Below are 17,514 nucleotides of genomic sequence, written 5' to 3'. Positions count from 1 at the left end.
GCAAAACCAAAGCGCTATGCCACGCGCATTCTACGAAAACCTGCTTAACTGAACGGCATTACCCGCGCGCGGCGGGTTTTCATGCAGACGCATTCAACTTCTCAAATGCGTCATGGCGTACGTCAGATGCTGCCACCAGTGCTCGCGCGACTGCACGGACGCCAGGCATTTCGCGTCGACCTCGTTCTTGAACGCGGGGTCCGCGCAAGCCTTGCTGGCCAGCGCATTGCGCTGGTTTTCCACGTTGACGAGGGCAAGCGCCAGCCACGCCACGAGAGCGAGGGCCAGTACGCACAAGGTCCAGGGCAGCTGTTTCATGATGATCTCCGCTTACTTCTTCGCTGGCGCGGGAGCGCGCTCTTTCAGGACGCGCGCCACCAGTTCATCCATCACGCGCAGGGTCGCCGCCTGGGTTTGCGGCTCGGACTGGCCGGGGCGCGACAACTGCGCCGGCGACGTGACGAAGCGGCCATCGATGACGATGGTCGGCGCGCTGTCGATCTTGCTGGCGGCGATCAGCTGCTCGTTGCGTTTCAGCTTGGTCTGCACGCCGAAGGAATTGAACATGTCCAGGTATTTCGCCTTGTCGATGCCGTTCTTCACCAGCAGCTCGAGGATGGCGTCATCGCGGTTCAGGCGGTTGCGTTCGACGTGGATGGCGCGGAAGATCTTGTCGTGGAACTGGTCCAGCTGGCCCATCGCTTCCAGTGTGGCATAGGCGTGCGCCTGCGGATCTTTCGGGCCGGAGAAGGCCAGGTGGATGCGGCGGAAGGCGATCTTGTCGCCCTGCTTCTTGACCCAGTCGTGCATCAGCGGATCGAGCGCGTAACAATGCGGGCACGAATACATGAAGTACTCCACCACTTCGACCTTCTTGCCCGTGTCCGTGCGCACTGGCGTCGGGAGCGTGGTAAAGCCGGTATCGGCCGCCATGGCGCCGCCGGTGGCGGCCACCAGGGTGACGGCGGCGAGCAGGGGACGCAAGAAACGCAGAAAACGCATAATAATCCTTCATCATAAAGTGGTCGTGAACGGGGCGAGATTACCACTTTTTGCGCTGTCCATTGAAGCCCGGGCGGAAAAAAGGCACTTTTACCCGCTCCGTTTGCGCCTGATTAAGCCGCTCTTAAGCGCCGCCGCGCCTCTGCCTCAGAAATGGTAGCGCGCCGACACGCGCAGCTGGCGCGCATCATTGAGGTAAATGCTGGAGCGGCAGCCGGGCGCATCGCCGTAATGGCGGCGGTTGGCCAGGTTGCTGCCGGCCAGCTCCAGCTCCCAGGCGCCCAGCTTGCGCGCATAGCGCCCGTCCACGGTGGCGAAGGCGGGCACCTGCGCCAGACAGCTGCCGGCGAAATCGGGGCCATAGCGCAGGGCGCGCAGCCACTGCACGCCCACGTCGGCACTGGCGCCGCCCTGCCCCGTCCAGTACAGGCGCAGGCTGGCCAGGGTTTTCGGCACGAGGGCGATGTCCGGGCCGTCATAGGCGTAATCGTCGTAGCGCGCATGCACCTGGCGCAGCTGAGCGTCGAGGCGCCAGTCGCGCGCCAGCGCCAGGCTGGCCTCGATGGCGATGCCGTCGCGGCGCGAGGGGTCGAGGTTGCCCGCAAAGCCCAGCTGGCCCAGGCTCTGGTCGAAGACGATCTGGTTGCTCAGGCGCTCGCTGAACACGCGCACGGAAGCGCTGCGCGCCGCGTCGCCAACGGTGGCGCCCACCTCCATGTCGCGCCGCAGCTGGCCCGCCAGGGGACGGTAGCCGGCGCGGGTATAGCCATCGTCGTCGATGCGGTAACTGCGCGCGGCCCTGGCGTACACGCTCAGTTGCGGGCGCAGTTGCAGGCTGCCCTGCACGTCCCAGGCATTCTGGTTTTCCCAGTCGCTGCCGCCGGCGGGCATGTCGGCCGGATCGAGCTGGAACTGTTCATGCCGCAGCCCCAGCAGCAGGCGCGGCGCATACGCGCCGCCGAAGGCCAGCTCCTCGCGCAGCAGCAGCGCGCGCGAGTACTGGCGGCGCTGCGCATCGCCATCGCGGCCCGTCATGGCGCGGCCCGAGCTGCGCTGCCACTGCATCAGGTCCAGGCCCACTTCCGTATCCGTGCCCACGCCGCCCACCTTGCCGTAGTGGCGCAGGCGGGGCGCCAGCTGCCGGCGGCGGCTGCTGTACGTCGATTCGCTGCTGCCGTCCTCGCCCGCATAGCGGGCCGTGGCGCGCTTTTCCCGCTGCGACAGTTCCACGCCCAGCTCGAACTTGCCGACGTAGCGCTGCACGAAGGCGCTGGCGCGCCGCACCTCATAGCGGTACAGGTCTTCCGGGCGGGCCGCCAGCAAGGCCAGGAACGGCGCCTCGGGCGCGGGATAGCGGGTGTCCTGGTTCAGCTGGTCGGCGCTGAAGCCGAAGCGGCCCTGGCGCATCGTCCATTCCGCGCCGCCGTTGAAGCCGCGCTGGTGAAACACGCTGCCGTCGCGGTAATTGCCATTGCGCAGCCCGTCCATGGCCACATCGAGCGTCATGCCGTCCTGCTCGCGCGACAGGGCGCCGCGCACGCTGTGCTGGCCGCCCTGCGCCAGCTCGGCGGACAGGTCGCCATGCGTGACGCCGGCCGCGCCATCCGCGCCTTGCTGCTGCGCGCACGCCGGCATGGCCAGGGCGCACAGCAGCAAGGCGCGCGTGGCAATGGTCAGGGCGGGAGGGGCAGGCATCATGGCGGCAGGCTTGAGGCGTCACCGCGGCGCGGAGGCGCGCTGGTGGAACGGCGGCATGGCAAAAGCGAATCATTATACGCAGGGCGCACGGCGCCGCAAGCGCCAGCCCGGCGGTACTTTCCTAATGCCAATATTTTATTGGTGATTTGGCATTTTTGTAGGTATATTAAGTCAGGTGCGAGGTGCGCCCGGCGATCCTGGGCGCAGCCGGCCGCATTTAAAAAAGAAGTCACTGTGGGAGTCGCGCATGGAAAGTCGTAGCACAACGCGCCGGGGGGCGCCTGGTCCCCGCGGCACGCGCCGCAGCATAGGTTTTTTCCCCATCTCGGGCAGGCTCAAAGCCCTTTCCATCGCCGCCCTGCTGCTGGCCGGCCTTGCCCTGCAAGCCGACCTGTTCGCCCAGCCGGGCCAAGGCAAGCCGGCCGGCGCGCCCATGCCGCTGGCGCCACCGGCCGACGGCATCGCCCTGGCGTCGCCGCACGCGGCCGCCGTCAGCACGCCCAGCGCCAGCAACGCCTGGGGCGGCGCGCGCACGAGCGCGCACGCGACCCTGTCGGACCGCGTGGTCGACTACCAGATCGAGGCGACGCTCGATCCCGTCAAGCACACGCTAGACGGCCAGCAGAAACTGCGCTGGCGCAACCGCAGCGCGCAAGCCGTCAGCAGCGTCTACCTGCACCTGTACCTGAATGCATTCGAAGGCGAACATTCGACCTTCTTCACCGAAAAGCGCAAGCTCGATACGGGCTTCCGCTCGGGCGTCGAGACGCGCGACGGCGAGTGGGGCTACATCGAACTGCGCAGCATGACGCAGAACGGCGCCAAGGCGCCCTGGCATTTCGTCCAGCCCGACAACGGCCCGGCCACCGATCGCACGGTCGTGCGCGTCGACCTGCCGCAGGCCGTCGCGCCGGGCGCCGAGACGACGCTCGACATCCGCTTCTTCGATCAGCTGCCGCGCGTCATCGCGCGCACCGGCTATTTCGGCAGCTTCCACCTGGTGGGCCAGTGGTTCCCCAAGATCGCCGTGCTGGAACTGCCCGGTGAACGAGGCGCCACCGCGCCGCGCTGGAACGCGCATGAATTCCACCTCAATTCGGAGTTCTACGCCGACTTCGGCAACTATGACGTGAAGCTGACCGTGCCCAAGGAGTACACGGTGGGCGCCACGGGCGAACTGCAGGGCGCGCCGCAGGAAAAGAACGGCATGCTCACGCACCACTATGTGCAGGGCGACGTGCACGATTTCGCCTGGACGGCCGACAAGCGCAGCGCGACGCCGTTGACGGGCCACTGGAGCGGCCCTGGCAGCCCGCCCGTGAGCATCAAGGTGCTGTACCCGCCCGAGTACGCATCGAACGCGGCGCCCGCGCTGCAGGCGGCCAAGGATGCGCTCACGTATTTCTCGCGCACCCTGGGGCCGTATCCGTACAAGACGCTGACGGTGGTGATTCCGCCGTTTAACGCGGCCGAAGCGGGCGGCATGGAATATCCGACCTTCATCACCGCCTCGAGCTACGCCAACCTGCAGCCGAAGACGATTCCCGAATTCGGCCTCGATTTCGTCACCATCCATGAATTCGGCCATGGTTATTTCTATGGCATCCTGGCCTCGAACGAGTTCGAGGAACCCATCCTCGACGAAGGCTTGAACGAGTACTGGGACCAGCGCATGCTGCGCGCGCGCGGCCAGCATATCCACGCCACCACGCCCCTGCTCAAGCGCCTGGGCTTCGACCCCGTCTTCAAGGTCTTCGAATTCGAGCGCATGGCCGCGCCGCGCCAGGACGCGGCCGACCCGCTGGGGCAGAATGCGTGGAATCGCCTGCAGGGCGTGGGGCCCGTCTACAGCCGCACGGCCACCACCATGCGCGACCTGGAGGCGCGCATCGGCAGCGACGCCATGGAACGGGGCTTCAAGGCCTATTACGAACAGTGGAAATTCCGCCACCCGAGCGTGGCCGACCTGCGCGAAACGCTGGCCGAGGCGACGGGCCAGCGGCGCATCGTGGAACAGGTCTTCGCGCAGCAAGTCTATGCCAGCGCGAATATCGACGACCGCATCGGCACCTTCACCAGCGAAGAGCAGACGCCGCTGGCCGGCATGGCGCTGGTGAACGGCAAGCGCGTGGAGCACACGGCCGAAGCGCTGGAAAAAGAGGAGGAAAAAGTACGCGCGGCGTGGGACAAGGCGCATCTTGACGCCAAGCCCGGCACGGGCCCGTATCCTTATCTCACCAGCGTGGTCTTGCGCCGCCGCGGCGCGCCCGTGCCGCAGGTGCTGCTGGTGAAGTTCGCCGACGGCAGCTCCGAACGCGTGGTGTGGGATAACGAGCAGCTGTGGCAGCGCTACACGTGGAGCAAGCCCGTGAAAGCCGTCTCGGCCGAACTGGACCCCGACCGCGTGCACTACCTCGACGTCAACAAGCTCGATGACAGCCGCACCCTGAAGGCCGATACCTCGGCCGCGCGGCGCTGGAGCGTCGACCTTGCCGCCGCCTTCCAATGCCTCCTTTCCCTGATTGCCATCGTATGAGCGCCACTTCCACGACACGGGCCAGCGGCCTGACCCTGACCACGCGCGCCAGCCGCGCCGCCCTGCAATGGCGCTTGCTGCTGCTGTGGGCGGGCCTGCCGCTGATCCCCACCATCCTCGCCGTCATTCCCCTCTGGCGCACCTTGAGCGCCGGCCTCGATCAAGCCGTGCATGCGGCGGCACTGGCGCACCAGCTCGACCTGATGACCGTGGCCGACCTGGTGGCCAATGCGGGACGCAACGGCGCCGCCGTCAGCCAGGCCGCCGTCATCGGCATCGTCCTGGCCCTGCTGCTGTCGCCGCTGCTGAGCGGCCTGGTGGTGACGGCCGCGCGCGCGCCTGCGCCGCTGGGCTTCGCCCCCCTGCTGACGGGCGCCTTCAGCGAATACGGCCGCATGCTGCGCATGCTGCTGTGGAGCATCGTGCCGCTGGGCCTGGCGCTGGCGATCGGCGCCGGCGCGCTGAAACTGGCCGACAAGCACGCGGCGAAAGCCATCCTGGAAGCCGATGCCGACCTGGCCCGCCACCTGGCCTTGCTGCTTGCGGGCTTGCTGTTCCTGCTGGCCTGCGCCACGCTCGACGCCGGCCGCGCGGCGCTGGCCGTCGACCGTCGCCGCACCTCGGCCGTCAAGGCCTGGTGGCGGGGCCTGGACATGCTGCGCCGGCGTCCGCTGGCCTGCCTGGCCATCTACCTCGTCATCACCTTGCCAGGACTGGCGCTGTATGCCTTGCTGGGCGTGGCGCGCCTGAACCTGGCCGCACCCGGCCCGCTGGCCATCGTGGCCGGCTTGCTGGTGACGCAGCTGGCGGCGCTGGTGCTGGCGTGGATGCGCAGCGCGCGCCTGTTCGCGCTGATCGACGTCAAGCGCTCGCTCGCGTAATCAGGCCCCCAGGCGCCCTTCATCGGCGAGGAAGTCGATGAAGGTGCGCACTTTCGAGGACAGGTAGCGGCGGCTCGTGTAGACGGCGTACACCTTGCCGCCCGCCAGCTTGAAATCGTCGAAGAGGCGCACCAGCCGCCCCGCCGCCAGGTCGGCATCCGTCTGCCACGACGGCAGCAGGGCGATGCCCATGCCGTCGAGCGCGGCCGCGTGCAGCAGGCTTTCGTTATTGCATTGCAGCACGGGCGAGAACTTCACCGTCTCGCGCCCCTGCGCCCCGTCGAAGGCCAGCTCATTACCGTTCGCCAACAAGGAATAGCTGATCATGGCGTGTTGCGCCAGGTCCTGCGGCAGGTGCAGCTGGCCCGCGCGCGCCAGGTAGGCAGGCGACGCCACCAGGTGGAATTCGATGCTGCCGATGGGCCGCGCGATCAGGGCCGGCGATGGCGCCTGGCTCACGCGCAAGGCCAGGTCGAAGCCCTCTTCCACCAGGTTCACCACGCGGCCGCTCAGGTCGATGTCGAAGGTGACTTCGGGAAAGCGTTCACGGTAGGCGGCCAGGGTGCGCGTAAAGATGGCGTTGGCGAACCAGACGGGCGCGCTCAGCCGCAGCATGCCGCGCGGCACCACCGTCGTGCGGCCGACCGTCGCTTCCACCTCGTCGAGATTGTCGAGCATGTCGCGGCACTGTTCAAAATACACCTTGCCGATTTCCGTCAGGCTCAGGTGGCGGCTGCTGCGGTTCAGCAACCGCGCGTCCAGGTGCCGCTCCAGGTGCATCACGTGCTTGCTGACCATGGCAGGCGACAGGTCCAGGCGCTCGCTGGCGCGCACGAAGCTGTCCAGTTCCACCACGGCGCGAAACACGCGCATGCTGCGCAAGGTATCCATGACTGCCCGATCATCAACAAAATGGAAATGATATATCAATAATAGCGATCTTGATCAACTGACCGCGCATAACTATCATTGTTCCATCGTTAGCCATTCCCCCCAGGAGCCGCCATGCAAGAGCACACCTTCCCCACCTACTTCCTGTCGCACGGCGGCGGCCCGTGGCCGTTCATGAAAGACCAGTTCGGCGGCCGCTACGACGTGCTGGAAGCGTCGCTGCAGGATATCCCGCGCCAGATCGGCGCGCGGCCGAACGCCGTGCTGGTCGTCACGGCGCACTGGGAAGGGCCGCAATTTCTCGTCTCGGCCAGCCCCCGGCCTGGCATGATCTACGACTATTCGGGCTTTCCGCCGCACACGTATCAGATCCAGTACCCGGCGCCGGGCGCGCCGGAACTGGCGGCGCAGGTGAAACAGTTGCTCGACGGGGCCGGCCATCCGGCGCGCCTCGACCACGAACGGGGTTTCGACCATGGCACCTTCAGCGCCCTGTTTCCCATCTACCCGCAGGCCGACATGCCGCTGGTGCAATTGTCGCTGAAACACGGCTACGATCCGCTCACGCACGTCGAGGTGGGCCGCGCGCTGGCCAGCCTGCGCCGGCAAGGCGTGCTGATACTGGGCAGCGGCCTCAGTTATCACAACCTGCGCCAGTTCGGCCAGGCCGGTGCCGCCGCGTCGCACCAGTTCGACGCGTGGCTGCGCCATGCCATGGCATTGCCGCCGGCGCAAAGACTGGAACAGTTGCTGGCCTGGGACCAGGCGCCGGGCGCGCGCCAGGCCCATCCGCAGGAAGACCATCTGCTGCCGCTGATGGTGGCGCTCGGCGCGGCCGAGCAGGAAGCGGCGCAGGTCGTGTACCACGAGGAGGATTTTTTTGGGGCGCTGGCGGTGACCAGCTTCAAATTCGGCTAATCGGCTAGCGCATGAAAAAAGCGCCGAGACATTGCTGTCGCGGCGCTTTTTGCATGGTGAAGCCGTAACTTACGTGCCGCGCTTGCCGCGCGCCGCATTCTTCGCCTTTTCGGCGGCGATCTCCGCTGCCTTGGCCGCTTTTTCCGCCATCTCGGCCGCGTGCTGGGCCAGCAGGGCCGCGCGCGTGTCCGGCGTTTCCAGCGAAATGCGTCCCAGGATGCCGCTGCGGTAGTCGAGCAGCAAGGTGTGCGACGCCTTCTCGAAATCGTAGTCGCCGCCCTTGATGCGGAAGCCGCGCTTGGCGGCGATGCCCTCGACCACGCCGATCGCATCGACTTCGCCGACCTTGGTGCCGTAGCGGGCCGCCAGCAAGTCCGGGTAGCGCTTGAGCAATTCCTCGGCCAGGAACACGGCCACTTCCTCTTCGATCAGCGCGTTCGAGCCGATGGCGTGGCTGGCCGCCAGCATCAGGCCGTCGCTGGGGATGGCGATCTTCGGCCACAGCATGCCGGGCGTGTCGACCAGAATCGTATTCTTGTCCAGGTACAGCTTTTGCTGCATTTTGGTGACGGCCGGCTCGTCGCCCACCTTGGCCACGCGCTTTTTCAGCAGCGCGTTCATCAGGGTCGACTTGCCCACGTTGGGGATGCCCATGATCATGATGCGCAGCGGCTTCGTCGGCACGCCGCGGTGCGGCGCCAGCGATTTGGCCAGGTCCGGAATGCGCGCCACGTCGCCCGGCTTCTTGGTCGTCATCGCATACGCGGTCACGCCTTCCTGGGCATTGAAATAGGCGACCCAGGCGGCCGTGGCTGCAGGATCGGCCAGGTCGGTCTTGTTGAGGATTTTCAGGCAAGGACGCTGGCGGAACAGGCGCAGCTCGTCCACCATGGGATTGCAGCTGGCTGCCGGCAGGCGCGCGTCCACCACTTCAATCACCAGATCGGTGTTTTCCATGGTCTCGGCCGCTTTCTTGCGGGCCGCGTTCATGTGTCCTGGGTACCATTGTATCGCCATGCTCTTGCTTTCAAAATCGTTCGGTCAATCCGCTATTTTACGTGGTTGCCGCCACGACGTCGCATTTTCCGCCGCCAGCGCCAGCCGTGCGACACGAACGAGACAATTGGTGATAATTTGACAGTTACTTGAATGATAATATCCGCAATGCGTCCGGCCTGGACGGTTTCCCTATCGCAAGCTCAACCTGGCGCGCATTCCATGCACTTTTCCCGCTTTTGCCTCCTCGCCTTCCTTTACGCCTGCCAGCTGCCCGCCATGGCCCAGGAACAAGCGGCGGCGCCGGGCGACCCGGCAAAGCAGGAAATGCAGCAGATTGTCGACGTGCAAGGCACGCGCGATCCCGACCTGCGTCCCTACCGCACCATGCTCAAGGGACTCGACGCGTATGCCGACCACCAGCGCCTGGCGCCGGGTGCGCCGCTGCGCTTCATGCTGATCCCCGCCACGCCCCAGGCCAGGCTCGATGGCGTGACGCTGCACCTGTCGGCCGACAACCTGTCGATCCCCGTGCCGCTGGCGGCGGACGGCGGCTTCACCTTGTCGCGCGACAAGACCGCCTACGATGCGAATGCCGACCTGGTCAGCAACAAGAAGCGCGACACCTTGCGCTGGCGCGCCGACATCCATACGCCGGGCCTGCCCGCGAACGTGCGCCGCCTGGGCGACTTGCGCCTGGAATGCGAAATCCGCTGGGCCGTCGAACAGGATGACTTGCCGTTTGTCCGACGCAACCTGTTCCGCCTGGCGGGCGGGCCATGCCATTCGTCGCTGGTCCACGTGCCGTTTCCCGTGATGCGCAAGCTGCTTGCCGTGCAGGCGCGCTCGGGCGAGCGCACGCTGGACATCCGCGTCACGCAAGACCGGCAGCGCTACATGCCGCCGCTACATGACGTGAACTGGGACGACAATACCCTGCTGACCCTGACCTATGGCGACGACGGCAACATGGCCGGCGCCGCCCCGGCAGGGCACTTGCAGGCAACGCAGCGCCAATAGGCGGCGCCCGGGAAGCCAGATCAAATATTTCCACAAGGATTTTTATATTTACTGAAAGAAACAAAAAAGTATGCTCTAATATCGCCTCTTAAATGAAAAGCAATTATTTTCCAGGCCGGCTCCCGCCAGGGAGATAGGCGATGGGGGATAGCTCGATATGATGATGGAACACACTGGCAAGGCGCCCAAGCGCATGCCGCGCAATGACTGGAAGAAGGAATGCCGGCAGTTGCGGCAGCAAGTGGCGCAGCTGCAAGAGCGCCTGAAACGCCAGAGCGCGGACAGCTATGGCTTGCAAGTGCTGTATGACCAATTGGTCAATGAAATCAAGCACCACCGTGACATGTTGCAGCTCGACAGTTTTGATGCGGATAAATCATCGCTCGTCTACACGCAAGCCTGGCGCCGCTTCATGGCCGGCGACGCGCTCGACTACCAGACGCACCGCCACACGCATTCCCGCAGCCGCCCCAGCCTGCTGTAGCTAATAAAGCTCCCCTTTACAGCTCCGCCAGCGCCTTCACGTGCGCGGCCACGCTGCGGCCCAGGGACGACAGGTTGTAGCCCCCTTCCAGGCAGCTGACGATGCGGCCCTTGCCATACTGATGGGCCACGGCCATCATCTGCTGCGTCAACCACGTGTAATCGGCCTCCACCAGGCCCATGCCGCCCACGTCGTCTTCGCGGTGCGCGTCGAAGCCAGCGGAAATGAAAATCATCTGCGGCTGCTGCCGGTGCAGCGCGGGCAGCCAGTGGTCGAGCACCAGCTGGCGCACGGCGTCGCCTTTCGAGCGGGCGGGCACGGGCACGTTGACGCGCGTATCCGTGTAGGACTCGACGTCGCTGTATGGATAGAACGGGTGCTGGAAAAAGCTGACCATCAGGATGCGCGGGTCGTGCGCCACGGATTCGGCCGTGCCATTGCCATGATGGACGTCGAAATCGACGATGGCGACGCGCGCGAGCCCCCTCACGTCGAGCGCATGCTTGGCGGCGATGGCGACATTATTGAACAGGCAAAAACCCATGGGTTCGCTGGGCCGCGCATGGTGGCCGGGCGGGCGGATCGCGCAAAAGGCGTTGCTGATCTCGCCATCGATGACGGCGTCCGTGGCCGCCACGGCCGAGCCGGCGGCGGCCAGCGCCGCCTCGTAGCTGTGCGCGTTGAGCAAGGTGTCGCCATCGAGCGGATAGTAATCGCCCTCCGGCGGCACATTGTCGCGCACCAGGCCGATGGCCGTGGCGCTGTGGTTGCGCTCGATATCGGACAATTGCGCGCGCACGCCGTCGCGGTGCTCGACCAGGTCACTGATGTGCGCGAGGATCAATTGATCGTTGATGGCCTGCAAGCGGGCCGGCGATTCGGGATGCCAGTCGCCCATTTCATGGCGCTGGCAATCGGGATGGGTATATATGGCTGTACTCATGCGCTGTACTGGTTACCTCTGTCTCTGCTCTCTATCCATACCGGGAACGCGCGCCGGAACACCGCAGAGCATTCCTGCCTGCCTGGCGCGTTCTCGCATAAAATCACTGGCTGGTCTGTGCCGCCCTTGCCGCCTTCGCTGTCACGCTAATCTACCACGAGCGCGCAGGCGGCGGGCGGCGCCGTTTGACCTGGCCAAAGCGATTGTAAATTAAATAATCCGTCTTACTGTGATAGAAATAGCATGTTTTCGAAAATACACCAGGCCGCACAGCAGATCGGCGAAGTTCTCGTCGGCAAACACGTGCAGATCCGCCAGACCCTCGCCTGCGTGCTGGCCGGCGGCCACCTGCTGATCGAGGACGTGCCCGGCGTGGGCAAGACGACCCTGGCGCACGCGCTGGCCATCTCGCTGGGCCTGCAATGGAAGCGCCAGCAATTCACCAGCGACCTGCTGCCCGCCGACGTGGCCGGCATGAGCGTGTATGACCGGGGCAGCGGCAGCTTCATCTTTCATCCCGGCCCCCTGTTTACGCAGGTGCTGCTGGCCGACGAGATCAACCGCGCCACGCCGAAGACGCAATCGGGCTTGCTCGAAGCGATGGAAGAGCGGCAAGTGAGCCTCGACGGCGTCACGCGCACGCTGCCGCAACCGTTTTTCGTCATCGCCACGCAAAACTGCGCGCACCAGCTGGGTACCTTCCCCCTGCCCGAATCGCAGCTCGACCGTTTTCTCATGAGCGTCACCCTCGGCTATCCCGATGCGGCCGCCGAACGGGCGCTGCTGCTGGGGACCGACCGCCGCGCCATGCTGCACACCTTGCCGGCCGTAATGAACGCGGAAGAATTGCTGCAGGCCCAAGCGGGCTTGCGCGCCATCCACGCCTCGCCGGCCGTCGTCGACTATGTGCTGGCCCTCGTGCATGCCACCCGCGTGCCGGGCGTGTTTGCCGATGGCCTGAGCCCGCGCGCCGCGCTGGCCCTGCTGCAGGCGGCGCGCGCCTGGGCAGCATTGGCCGGACGCGACCACGTCACGCCCGACGACGTGCAAGCCGTATTATTACCCGTCTGCGCCCACCGCCTGCATGCGGCGCAAGGGTCCGCGGACAGCCGCGACCTGCTGCAGCAATTGCTGCTGGCGACCCCCGTCTGACCGCAATGCGCCCGCGCACGATCCGCTGGCTGCCGGCGCGCCCCTGGCTGGGCGCGCAGCGCGTGCACATCCGTCCCTCGCGCGCGGGCCTGGCCTTTGCCGCGCTGCTGCTGGCGCTGTGGATCGCCGCCGTCAATTACCGCCTGGGCCTGGGCTATGCGCTCACGTATTTCGCGGCCGCTTGCGCCATCGCCGACATGCTGTTTACCAGCCGTAACCTGGCTGGCCTGGCGCTGGCCGCCACGCCGGGCCAGCCCGTGTTCGCGGCCAGCCAGGCCACGTTCACCTTGCGCCTGATCAACCGCAGCGCCCGCCCGCGCCACGCGATCCGGCTGGCCATGCACGGCTCGGCGGCAGCGCCCAGCCTGGCCGATATCGCCGCCCACGGGGAGACGGCCGTCAGCATCGTCGTGGCGGCGCGGCAACGCGGCTGGCTCGATGCGCCTTCCGTGCGCCTGTCGGGCAGCTTTCCGCTGGGCCTGTTTATCGCCTGGTGCCATTGGCAACCCGACGCGCGCGTGCTCGTGTATCCGCAATCCGAGCACGACGCCCCGCCGCTGCCCTTGCCCGCCGGGACGGAGCAGCCGGCAAAGCAGACGCCGCAACAGCCGCGTTCCTCCGGCGGCATCCTGGAACTGGCCGGCGTGCGCGCCTACCAGCCAGGCGATTCCTTGCACCGCCTGGCCTGGCGCCAGATCGCCCGCCATGACGGCGAGCATTTATTCAGCAAGCAATTCCAGCCAGCCGCCGACGCGCAAACGGGCGCAGCCCGTGGCGGCATCCTGCTCGATCACGCCGCCCTGCACGCGCTGGCGCCGGAAGCGCGCCTGTCGCGCCTGGCCGCCTGGGTGCTGCAGGCGGAACGCACGGGCCAGCCTTATGGCTTGCGCCTGGGCGCGCTGACCGTGGCGCCGGCCCTGGGCGCCACCCAGCGCGACGCCTGCCTGCGCGCGCTGGCCCTGCATGACTTACCTCCCAGCAAGGAGTCAGCATGATCCGCTGGTTCAACAGCTTGCCGCGCGACAAGGCCGACATTGTGCTGCTGTTGCTGGCCGCCGCCATGGTGCTGGCGCCGCACGCGCTGCACCTGCCCCCGTGGCTGTCGGTGGCGGTCGCCATGCCCCTGCTGTGGCGCGCCGCCATCACCGTGCGGGGCCGGCGCCAGCCGCCGCTGGCCGTGCTCGCGCCGCTGGCCGTGCTCGGCATCGCCGCCGTCTACGCCAGCTACGGCAGCGTGCTGGGGCGCGATGCGGGCGTGGCCATGCTGGCCTTGCTGCTGGCCTTGAAATCGCTGGAAATGCATGGCCGGCGCGACATCTTCGTCTTCGTCTTCCTCAGTTTTTTCCTCCTGCTGGCGAACTTCTTTCATGCGCAAGGCATCCTCAGCGCCGCCTGGATGCTGGCCACCGTCATCGTCCTGCTGGCCGCCCTGCTGTCGGCCCAGTATGGCGCCGTGCAGCCGCGCCTGGCGCAAAGGCTGGGCTTGCTGGGACGCCTGCTGGCGCTGGCCCTTCCCCTGTCGGCCGTGATGTTTCTTGCCGTGCCACGCATCGATGGCCCCTTGTGGGGTGCCGCGCCGGAAGGCGCGCAGGCGCGCACGGGCTTGTCCGACAGCATGCAGCCGGGCGCCATCGCCTCGCTGGCTCTGTCAAGCGAAGCCGTCTTCTCGGCCCGCTTTTCCACGCCGCTCCCGCCGCAAGACCAGCTGTATTGGCGCGGCGTGGTGCTGGGCGACTTCGACGGCAGCACCTGGACGCGCCGGGGCGCGAAGGGGCGCGCGCCTGCCAGCGACAACCGGATCGACATCGCGCTGGAAGGCCAGCCCAGCAATTATGAAGTGAGCTTGCAAGCGAGCGGCCAGCGGCGCATCTTCGCGCTCGACGTGCCGCGCAGCATCGAACGCCTGCCCGGCAATCCCTACGTCGTGTCGTCCGCGCTCGAAGTGCTGACGATACAGCCCATTACTTCGACCGTGCGTTACCGCGTCAGTTCCCAGCCCCGCTACCGGCTGCAGGCTGGCTTGTCGGCCGCGCAGCAGCAGCCATGGCTGGCCTTGCCCGCTGGCAGCAATCCGCGCAGCGTGGCCTGGGCCCGCGCCTTGCGCGGCCATGGCGCGCAGGCGCTGGCGCCGGCCGACGCCATCGCCGCCGTACTTGAGCACTTCCGCCGCGCGCCCTTCCGCTACACGCTGCAGCCGCCGCTGCTGGGTAAGCATGGCGTCGACGACTTCCTGTTTGGCACGCAGGCGGGCTTTTGCGAACATTACGCGGGCAGCTTCGTCGTGCTGATGCGCGCCATGGGCATTCCCGCGCGCGTCGTCACGGGCTACCAGGGCGGCCTGCGCAACGAATCGGACAACAGCTTGAGCGTGCGCCAGTCCGATGCCCACGCCTGGAGCGAAGCGTGGCTGGCCGGCCGGGGCTGGGTGCGCGTCGACCCCACCGGCGCCGTCGCGCCCCTGCGCACGCAGCGCAATCTCGATGCCGCCCTGCCACCGGCCCCGCCGCCGCTGACGGCATGGCGCGCCCTGGCCGGACTTGATGGCGGCGCGCGCGGCGCGGTGGCCGCGTGGCGCCAGCAATGGCAACAGGCCGAGCACGCCTGGAGCAGCTGGGTGCTCGACACGACGCCGCAACGCCGGCGCGCCATGCTCGATGGCTTGCGAAACTTGCCAGCGACCAAGCTGGCACTCGCTTGCGCCGTGCTGGCCCTGCTGTCCGCCATGGCCGGCGCACTGGTCTGGTGGCGCCAGGCCCGGCAAGGCGATCCGCTCGACGCGTTGTACGCGCAGTTTTGCCGCCAGCAGGCGCGGCGCGGCTACAGCCGTGCGCCGCATGAGGGCCCGCACGGTTATGCTGCCCGGCTGGCCGCAGGCAAGGCCACACCCGAGGCGCACGCCGCCATCGCACAGTTTCTGGCAATCTATGCCGCGATGAAGTATGGTAATGCCAACCCAGACGAACAACTCCGCGCGCGGCGCAGCTTGCGCCGCCTGTTAACCCAATGCCGATGAGACGCTCCTTGTTACCGATCAAATACTCCGCCCTGTCCCTGCTCCTTCCCCTGTGCCTGTCCACCGCGCACGCTGGCGAAAACAGCCATATTTCCGCTGCCGACCGCGCCCGTGCCGTGCGCGCAGCCAAGGCGCCGCCCGCCAAGGCGGCTGCCAGGAAAGCACCGGCGAAATTCGACTTCGAAGGCGAGTTTGTCGACTATGCCAACTGGAAAGAAGTCCGCGCCTTCCTCGATGACATGTCCGCCAAACATGGCTTTGACCGCGCCGAGCTCGATACCCTGATCGGCAAGGTGCGCTATGTCGAGTCGACCGTGCAGCTGATGAAGCCGGCTCCGCCGGGCAAGCCGAAGAACTGGCAAGCGTACCGGGCCCGCTTCATCGAGCCGGTGCGCATCAATGCGGGCGTGAAATTCTGGGAAGAGAACGCGGAAGCGCTGGCGCGCGCCGAGCGCGAATATGGCGTGCCGGCCGAAATCATCGTCGGCATCATCGGCGTGGAAACCGTGTACGGACGCAACACGGGCCGCTTCCGCGTGCTCGACGCGCTGACCACCCTGGCGTTTTCCTATCCGGACAGCCCGACCCGGGCCGCGCGCATGGAGTTTTTCAAGGGAGAACTGGAAAACGCGCTGCTGTACGCGCGCAAGGACGGCATCGATCCCTTGACCTTGCTCGGCTCGTATGCGGGCGCCATCGGCCTGCCCCAGTTCATGCCTAGCAGCATCATGAAATATGCGGTGGACTTCGATGGCGATAGTCACATCGACCTGCGCAATTCCACGGCCGACGCCATCGGCAGCGTCGCGCATTTCCTCGTCGAGCACGGCTGGCGGCGCGATGATCCGGCCATCAGCACATATCCCGTCACCGTGTCGGCCAGCCACGCCTGGGAAAAATTCATCGGCCAGGGCTTGCAGGCCAGGTACCGGCTGGGGGAATTGCAGGAAGCCGGCGTAAGCACCGTCTCGGCCACGCCCCAGAACATGTTGTTCGGCCTGATCGATTTGCAAAACGGTTCAGAAGCAACTGAGTATCACTTGGCAACCAATAACTTCTTTGCTATAACTCAGTACAACAGAAGTTATTTTTATGCCATGTCAGTGATCGACTTGGGCAGGGCCATCAGCCAAGTGCGCGCACGCTAACCGAAAGTCAGTGTAAAGTTATAATATTACTTGTAAGAAAGCGTAAGGGATGTTGAAGCGGCCAGAAAACAAGTCTATGGTAGGGCCGATAACATGTGCCAGCCTTGCTCGCCAGCCTTGGTACCGCACGGAATGCAGAAATGGTTTTATACTTAACTTTTGTCAAAGTACAATTTTTGTTCTATCATAGAGCATAATAAAGAATAAATAGGTGTTGCAGCTAGACAACACTGATTTTGTACAAGGCAAGATTTCCAGGCTTTCCCGCCTGAAATTGAATCCTGCTGTACAATTGTGTATATATCATGAAAAACTGTATCCCGGATCGTACCGTGTGTGAATTCGTTCCTTTTAGTAAAGAATGAACATGAACGCAGCAAGAGCGAGCTCCGAGTGTTTTTTACTTTGCAGTGCAACTACAGAAGGAACATTAACATCATGACAAACCAAGTCGGCATTGATATGAACAGCGATTCGGACTCCGACGATCTGCTGCAGTACAACCCAAACAGATTGCTCGATACCCTGATCGAAAACCTGCGCCTGAAAAACGACGCAGCCCTGTCGCGCGCACTGGAAGTCGCGCCACCAGTCATCAGCAAAATCCGCCACCACCGCCTGCCGGTCGGCGCATCGCTGCTGATCCGCATGCACGAAGTCAGCGACCTGAGCATCCGCGACCTGCGTTACCTGATGGGTGACCGCCGCAACAAATTCCGCATCAGCGACAAGCAATTCAAGCCAAAAGAAGGCGAAACGCCACAAGGCTGATCCTGCCAGTTGCGCAGGTTTTCCCTCCCCGCCATGGGGAGGGGGTAGTTTTCTGCAGTTC

Annotated in this window: 16 protein-coding genes; 10 read left to right on the top strand and 6 right to left on the bottom strand. The window is 65.6% G+C overall.

The window, feature by feature from the left end; translation table 11 throughout:
• Positions 1–93 precede the first annotated feature (93 nt).
• From J0O65_RS09255 to J0O65_RS09245, 3 genes are all read right to left on the bottom strand, one after another.
• On the bottom strand, positions 94–318 hold the full coding sequence (locus J0O65_RS09255) for a hypothetical protein (protein WP_215406155.1): 225 nt from the start codon (positions 316–318) through the stop codon (positions 94–96).
• Between the two features lie 12 nt (positions 319–330).
• Positions 331–1,002 carry a thiol:disulfide interchange protein DsbA/DsbL gene (locus J0O65_RS09250; protein ID WP_215406152.1) on the bottom strand — a complete coding sequence of 224 codons (672 nt, stop codon included), beginning with the start codon at positions 1,000–1,002 and terminating at the stop codon, positions 331–333.
• Between the two features lie 147 nt (positions 1,003–1,149).
• Positions 1,150–2,700, bottom strand: coding sequence for a TonB-dependent receptor (locus J0O65_RS09245; RefSeq protein WP_215406150.1), 1,551 nt, complete (start codon positions 2,698–2,700; stop codon positions 1,150–1,152).
• Between the two features lie 247 nt (positions 2,701–2,947).
• On the opposite strand from J0O65_RS09245, the gene J0O65_RS09240 reads away from it, so the two are divergent.
• The gene (locus J0O65_RS09240) at positions 2,948–5,236 is read left to right on the top strand and encodes a M1 family metallopeptidase (protein WP_215406148.1); all 2,289 of its coding nucleotides are present in this window, start codon (positions 2,948–2,950) and stop codon (positions 5,234–5,236) included.
• Positions 5,233–6,117 carry a hypothetical protein gene (locus J0O65_RS09235; protein ID WP_215406146.1) on the top strand — a complete coding sequence of 295 codons (885 nt, stop codon included), beginning with the start codon at positions 5,233–5,235 and terminating at the stop codon, positions 6,115–6,117. Before J0O65_RS09240 ends, J0O65_RS09235 begins: the two co-directional genes overlap by 4 nt.
• Here J0O65_RS09235 and J0O65_RS09230 read toward each other — a convergent pair whose 3' ends face one another.
• Positions 6,118–7,008, bottom strand: a complete 891-nt coding sequence (locus J0O65_RS09230; protein ID WP_215406144.1) for a LysR family transcriptional regulator — start codon at positions 7,006–7,008, stop codon at positions 6,118–6,120.
• Between the two features lie 114 nt (positions 7,009–7,122).
• Between J0O65_RS09230 and J0O65_RS09225 the strand changes: the two genes are divergently transcribed.
• Entirely contained in the window at positions 7,123–7,926 is an 804-nt protein-coding gene (locus J0O65_RS09225; protein ID WP_215406142.1) for a DODA-type extradiol aromatic ring-opening family dioxygenase, read from the top strand.
• Between the two features lie 69 nt (positions 7,927–7,995).
• Here the strand turns inward: J0O65_RS09225 and ylqF are convergent, their stop codons facing one another.
• Positions 7,996–8,916 (bottom strand): ribosome biogenesis GTPase YlqF, encoded by a 921-nt coding sequence (gene ylqF / locus J0O65_RS09220; RefSeq protein WP_251373615.1) that lies wholly within the window; start codon positions 8,914–8,916, stop codon positions 7,996–7,998.
• 228 nt (positions 8,917–9,144) lie between these two features.
• On the opposite strand from ylqF, the gene J0O65_RS09215 reads away from it, so the two are divergent.
• Both J0O65_RS09215 and J0O65_RS09210 read left to right on the top strand, forming a co-directional pair.
• A complete protein-coding gene (locus J0O65_RS09215) occupies positions 9,145–9,942 on the top strand; it encodes a hypothetical protein (protein ID WP_215406138.1) in 798 nt (265 codons plus the stop codon).
• 160 nt (positions 9,943–10,102) lie between these two features.
• Entirely contained in the window at positions 10,103–10,426 is a 324-nt protein-coding gene (locus J0O65_RS09210; RefSeq protein WP_215406136.1) for a hypothetical protein, read from the top strand.
• Positions 10,427–10,442: 16 nt separating this feature from the next.
• On the opposite strand, the gene J0O65_RS09205 is transcribed toward J0O65_RS09210, so the two are convergent.
• Positions 10,443–11,369, bottom strand: a complete 927-nt coding sequence (locus J0O65_RS09205; protein WP_215406134.1) for a histone deacetylase family protein — start codon at positions 11,367–11,369, stop codon at positions 10,443–10,445.
• A gap of 243 nt (positions 11,370–11,612) precedes the next feature.
• On the opposite strand from J0O65_RS09205, the gene J0O65_RS09200 reads away from it, so the two are divergent.
• The 5 genes from J0O65_RS09200 to J0O65_RS09180 all read left to right on the top strand — a co-directional run bounded on the left by J0O65_RS09200 (position 11,613) and on the right by J0O65_RS09180 (position 17,453).
• Positions 11,613–12,521 carry an AAA family ATPase gene (locus tag J0O65_RS09200; protein WP_215406133.1) on the top strand — a complete coding sequence of 303 codons (909 nt, stop codon included), beginning with the start codon at positions 11,613–11,615 and terminating at the stop codon, positions 12,519–12,521.
• A 5-nt stretch (positions 12,522–12,526) separates the two neighbouring features.
• A complete protein-coding gene (locus J0O65_RS09195; RefSeq protein WP_215406132.1) occupies positions 12,527–13,516 on the top strand; it encodes a DUF58 domain-containing protein in 990 nt (329 codons plus the stop codon).
• Positions 13,513–15,534 carry a transglutaminase TgpA family protein gene (locus J0O65_RS09190; protein ID WP_215406131.1) on the top strand — a complete coding sequence of 674 codons (2,022 nt, stop codon included), beginning with the start codon at positions 13,513–13,515 and terminating at the stop codon, positions 15,532–15,534. The genes J0O65_RS09195 and J0O65_RS09190 overlap by 4 nt, the downstream gene beginning before the upstream one ends.
• Positions 15,535–15,542: 8 nt before the next feature.
• Complete coding sequence (gene mltB, locus J0O65_RS09185; RefSeq protein ID WP_251373613.1) at positions 15,543–16,682, top strand: lytic murein transglycosylase B; 1,140 nt, start codon at positions 15,543–15,545, stop codon at positions 16,680–16,682.
• A 438-nt stretch (positions 16,683–17,120) separates the two neighbouring features.
• The gene (locus J0O65_RS09180) at positions 17,121–17,453 is read left to right on the top strand and encodes a hypothetical protein (RefSeq protein ID WP_034751784.1); all 333 of its coding nucleotides are present in this window, start codon (positions 17,121–17,123) and stop codon (positions 17,451–17,453) included.
• The last annotated feature ends 61 nt before the right edge of the window (positions 17,454–17,514 follow it).

Origin of the sequence: Janthinobacterium sp. JC611, from assembly GCF_018682595.1 — a bacterium.
In the GTDB taxonomy this organism is placed as follows: Bacteria; Pseudomonadota; Gammaproteobacteria; order Burkholderiales; family Burkholderiaceae_D; genus Janthinobacterium.
This window is presented reverse-complemented; position numbering and strand designations above follow the sequence as displayed.

Excerpts from the sequence above, each read along its gene's own strand:
- J0O65_RS09255 (WP_215406155.1), bottom strand. The coding sequence starts at position 318 with ATGAAACAGCTGCCCTGGACCTTGTGCGTACTGGCCCTCGCTCTCGTG.
- J0O65_RS09250 (WP_215406152.1), bottom strand. The coding sequence starts at position 1,002 with ATGCGTTTTCTGCGTTTCTTGCGTCCCCTGCTCGCCGCCGTCACCCTG.
- J0O65_RS09245 (WP_215406150.1), bottom strand. The coding sequence starts at position 2,700 with ATGATGCCTGCCCCTCCCGCCCTGACCATTGCCACGCGCGCCTTGCTG.
- J0O65_RS09240 (WP_215406148.1), top strand. The coding sequence starts at position 2,948 with ATGGAAAGTCGTAGCACAACGCGCCGGGGGGCGCCTGGTCCCCGCGGC.
- J0O65_RS09235 (WP_215406146.1), top strand. The coding sequence starts at position 5,233 with ATGAGCGCCACTTCCACGACACGGGCCAGCGGCCTGACCCTGACCACG.
- J0O65_RS09230 (WP_215406144.1), bottom strand. The coding sequence starts at position 7,008 with ATGGATACCTTGCGCAGCATGCGCGTGTTTCGCGCCGTGGTGGAACTG.
- J0O65_RS09225 (WP_215406142.1), top strand. The coding sequence starts at position 7,123 with ATGCAAGAGCACACCTTCCCCACCTACTTCCTGTCGCACGGCGGCGGC.
- ylqF (WP_251373615.1), bottom strand. The coding sequence starts at position 8,916 with ATGAACGCGGCCCGCAAGAAAGCGGCCGAGACCATGGAAAACACCGAT.
- J0O65_RS09215 (WP_215406138.1), top strand. The coding sequence starts at position 9,145 with ATGCACTTTTCCCGCTTTTGCCTCCTCGCCTTCCTTTACGCCTGCCAG.
- J0O65_RS09210 (WP_215406136.1), top strand. The coding sequence starts at position 10,103 with ATGATGGAACACACTGGCAAGGCGCCCAAGCGCATGCCGCGCAATGAC.
- J0O65_RS09205 (WP_215406134.1), bottom strand. The coding sequence starts at position 11,369 with ATGAGTACAGCCATATATACCCATCCCGATTGCCAGCGCCATGAAATG.
- J0O65_RS09200 (WP_215406133.1), top strand. The coding sequence starts at position 11,613 with ATGTTTTCGAAAATACACCAGGCCGCACAGCAGATCGGCGAAGTTCTC.
- J0O65_RS09195 (WP_215406132.1), top strand. The coding sequence starts at position 12,527 with ATGCGCCCGCGCACGATCCGCTGGCTGCCGGCGCGCCCCTGGCTGGGC.
- J0O65_RS09190 (WP_215406131.1), top strand. The coding sequence starts at position 13,513 with ATGATCCGCTGGTTCAACAGCTTGCCGCGCGACAAGGCCGACATTGTG.
- J0O65_RS09180 (WP_034751784.1), top strand. The coding sequence starts at position 17,121 with ATGACAAACCAAGTCGGCATTGATATGAACAGCGATTCGGACTCCGAC.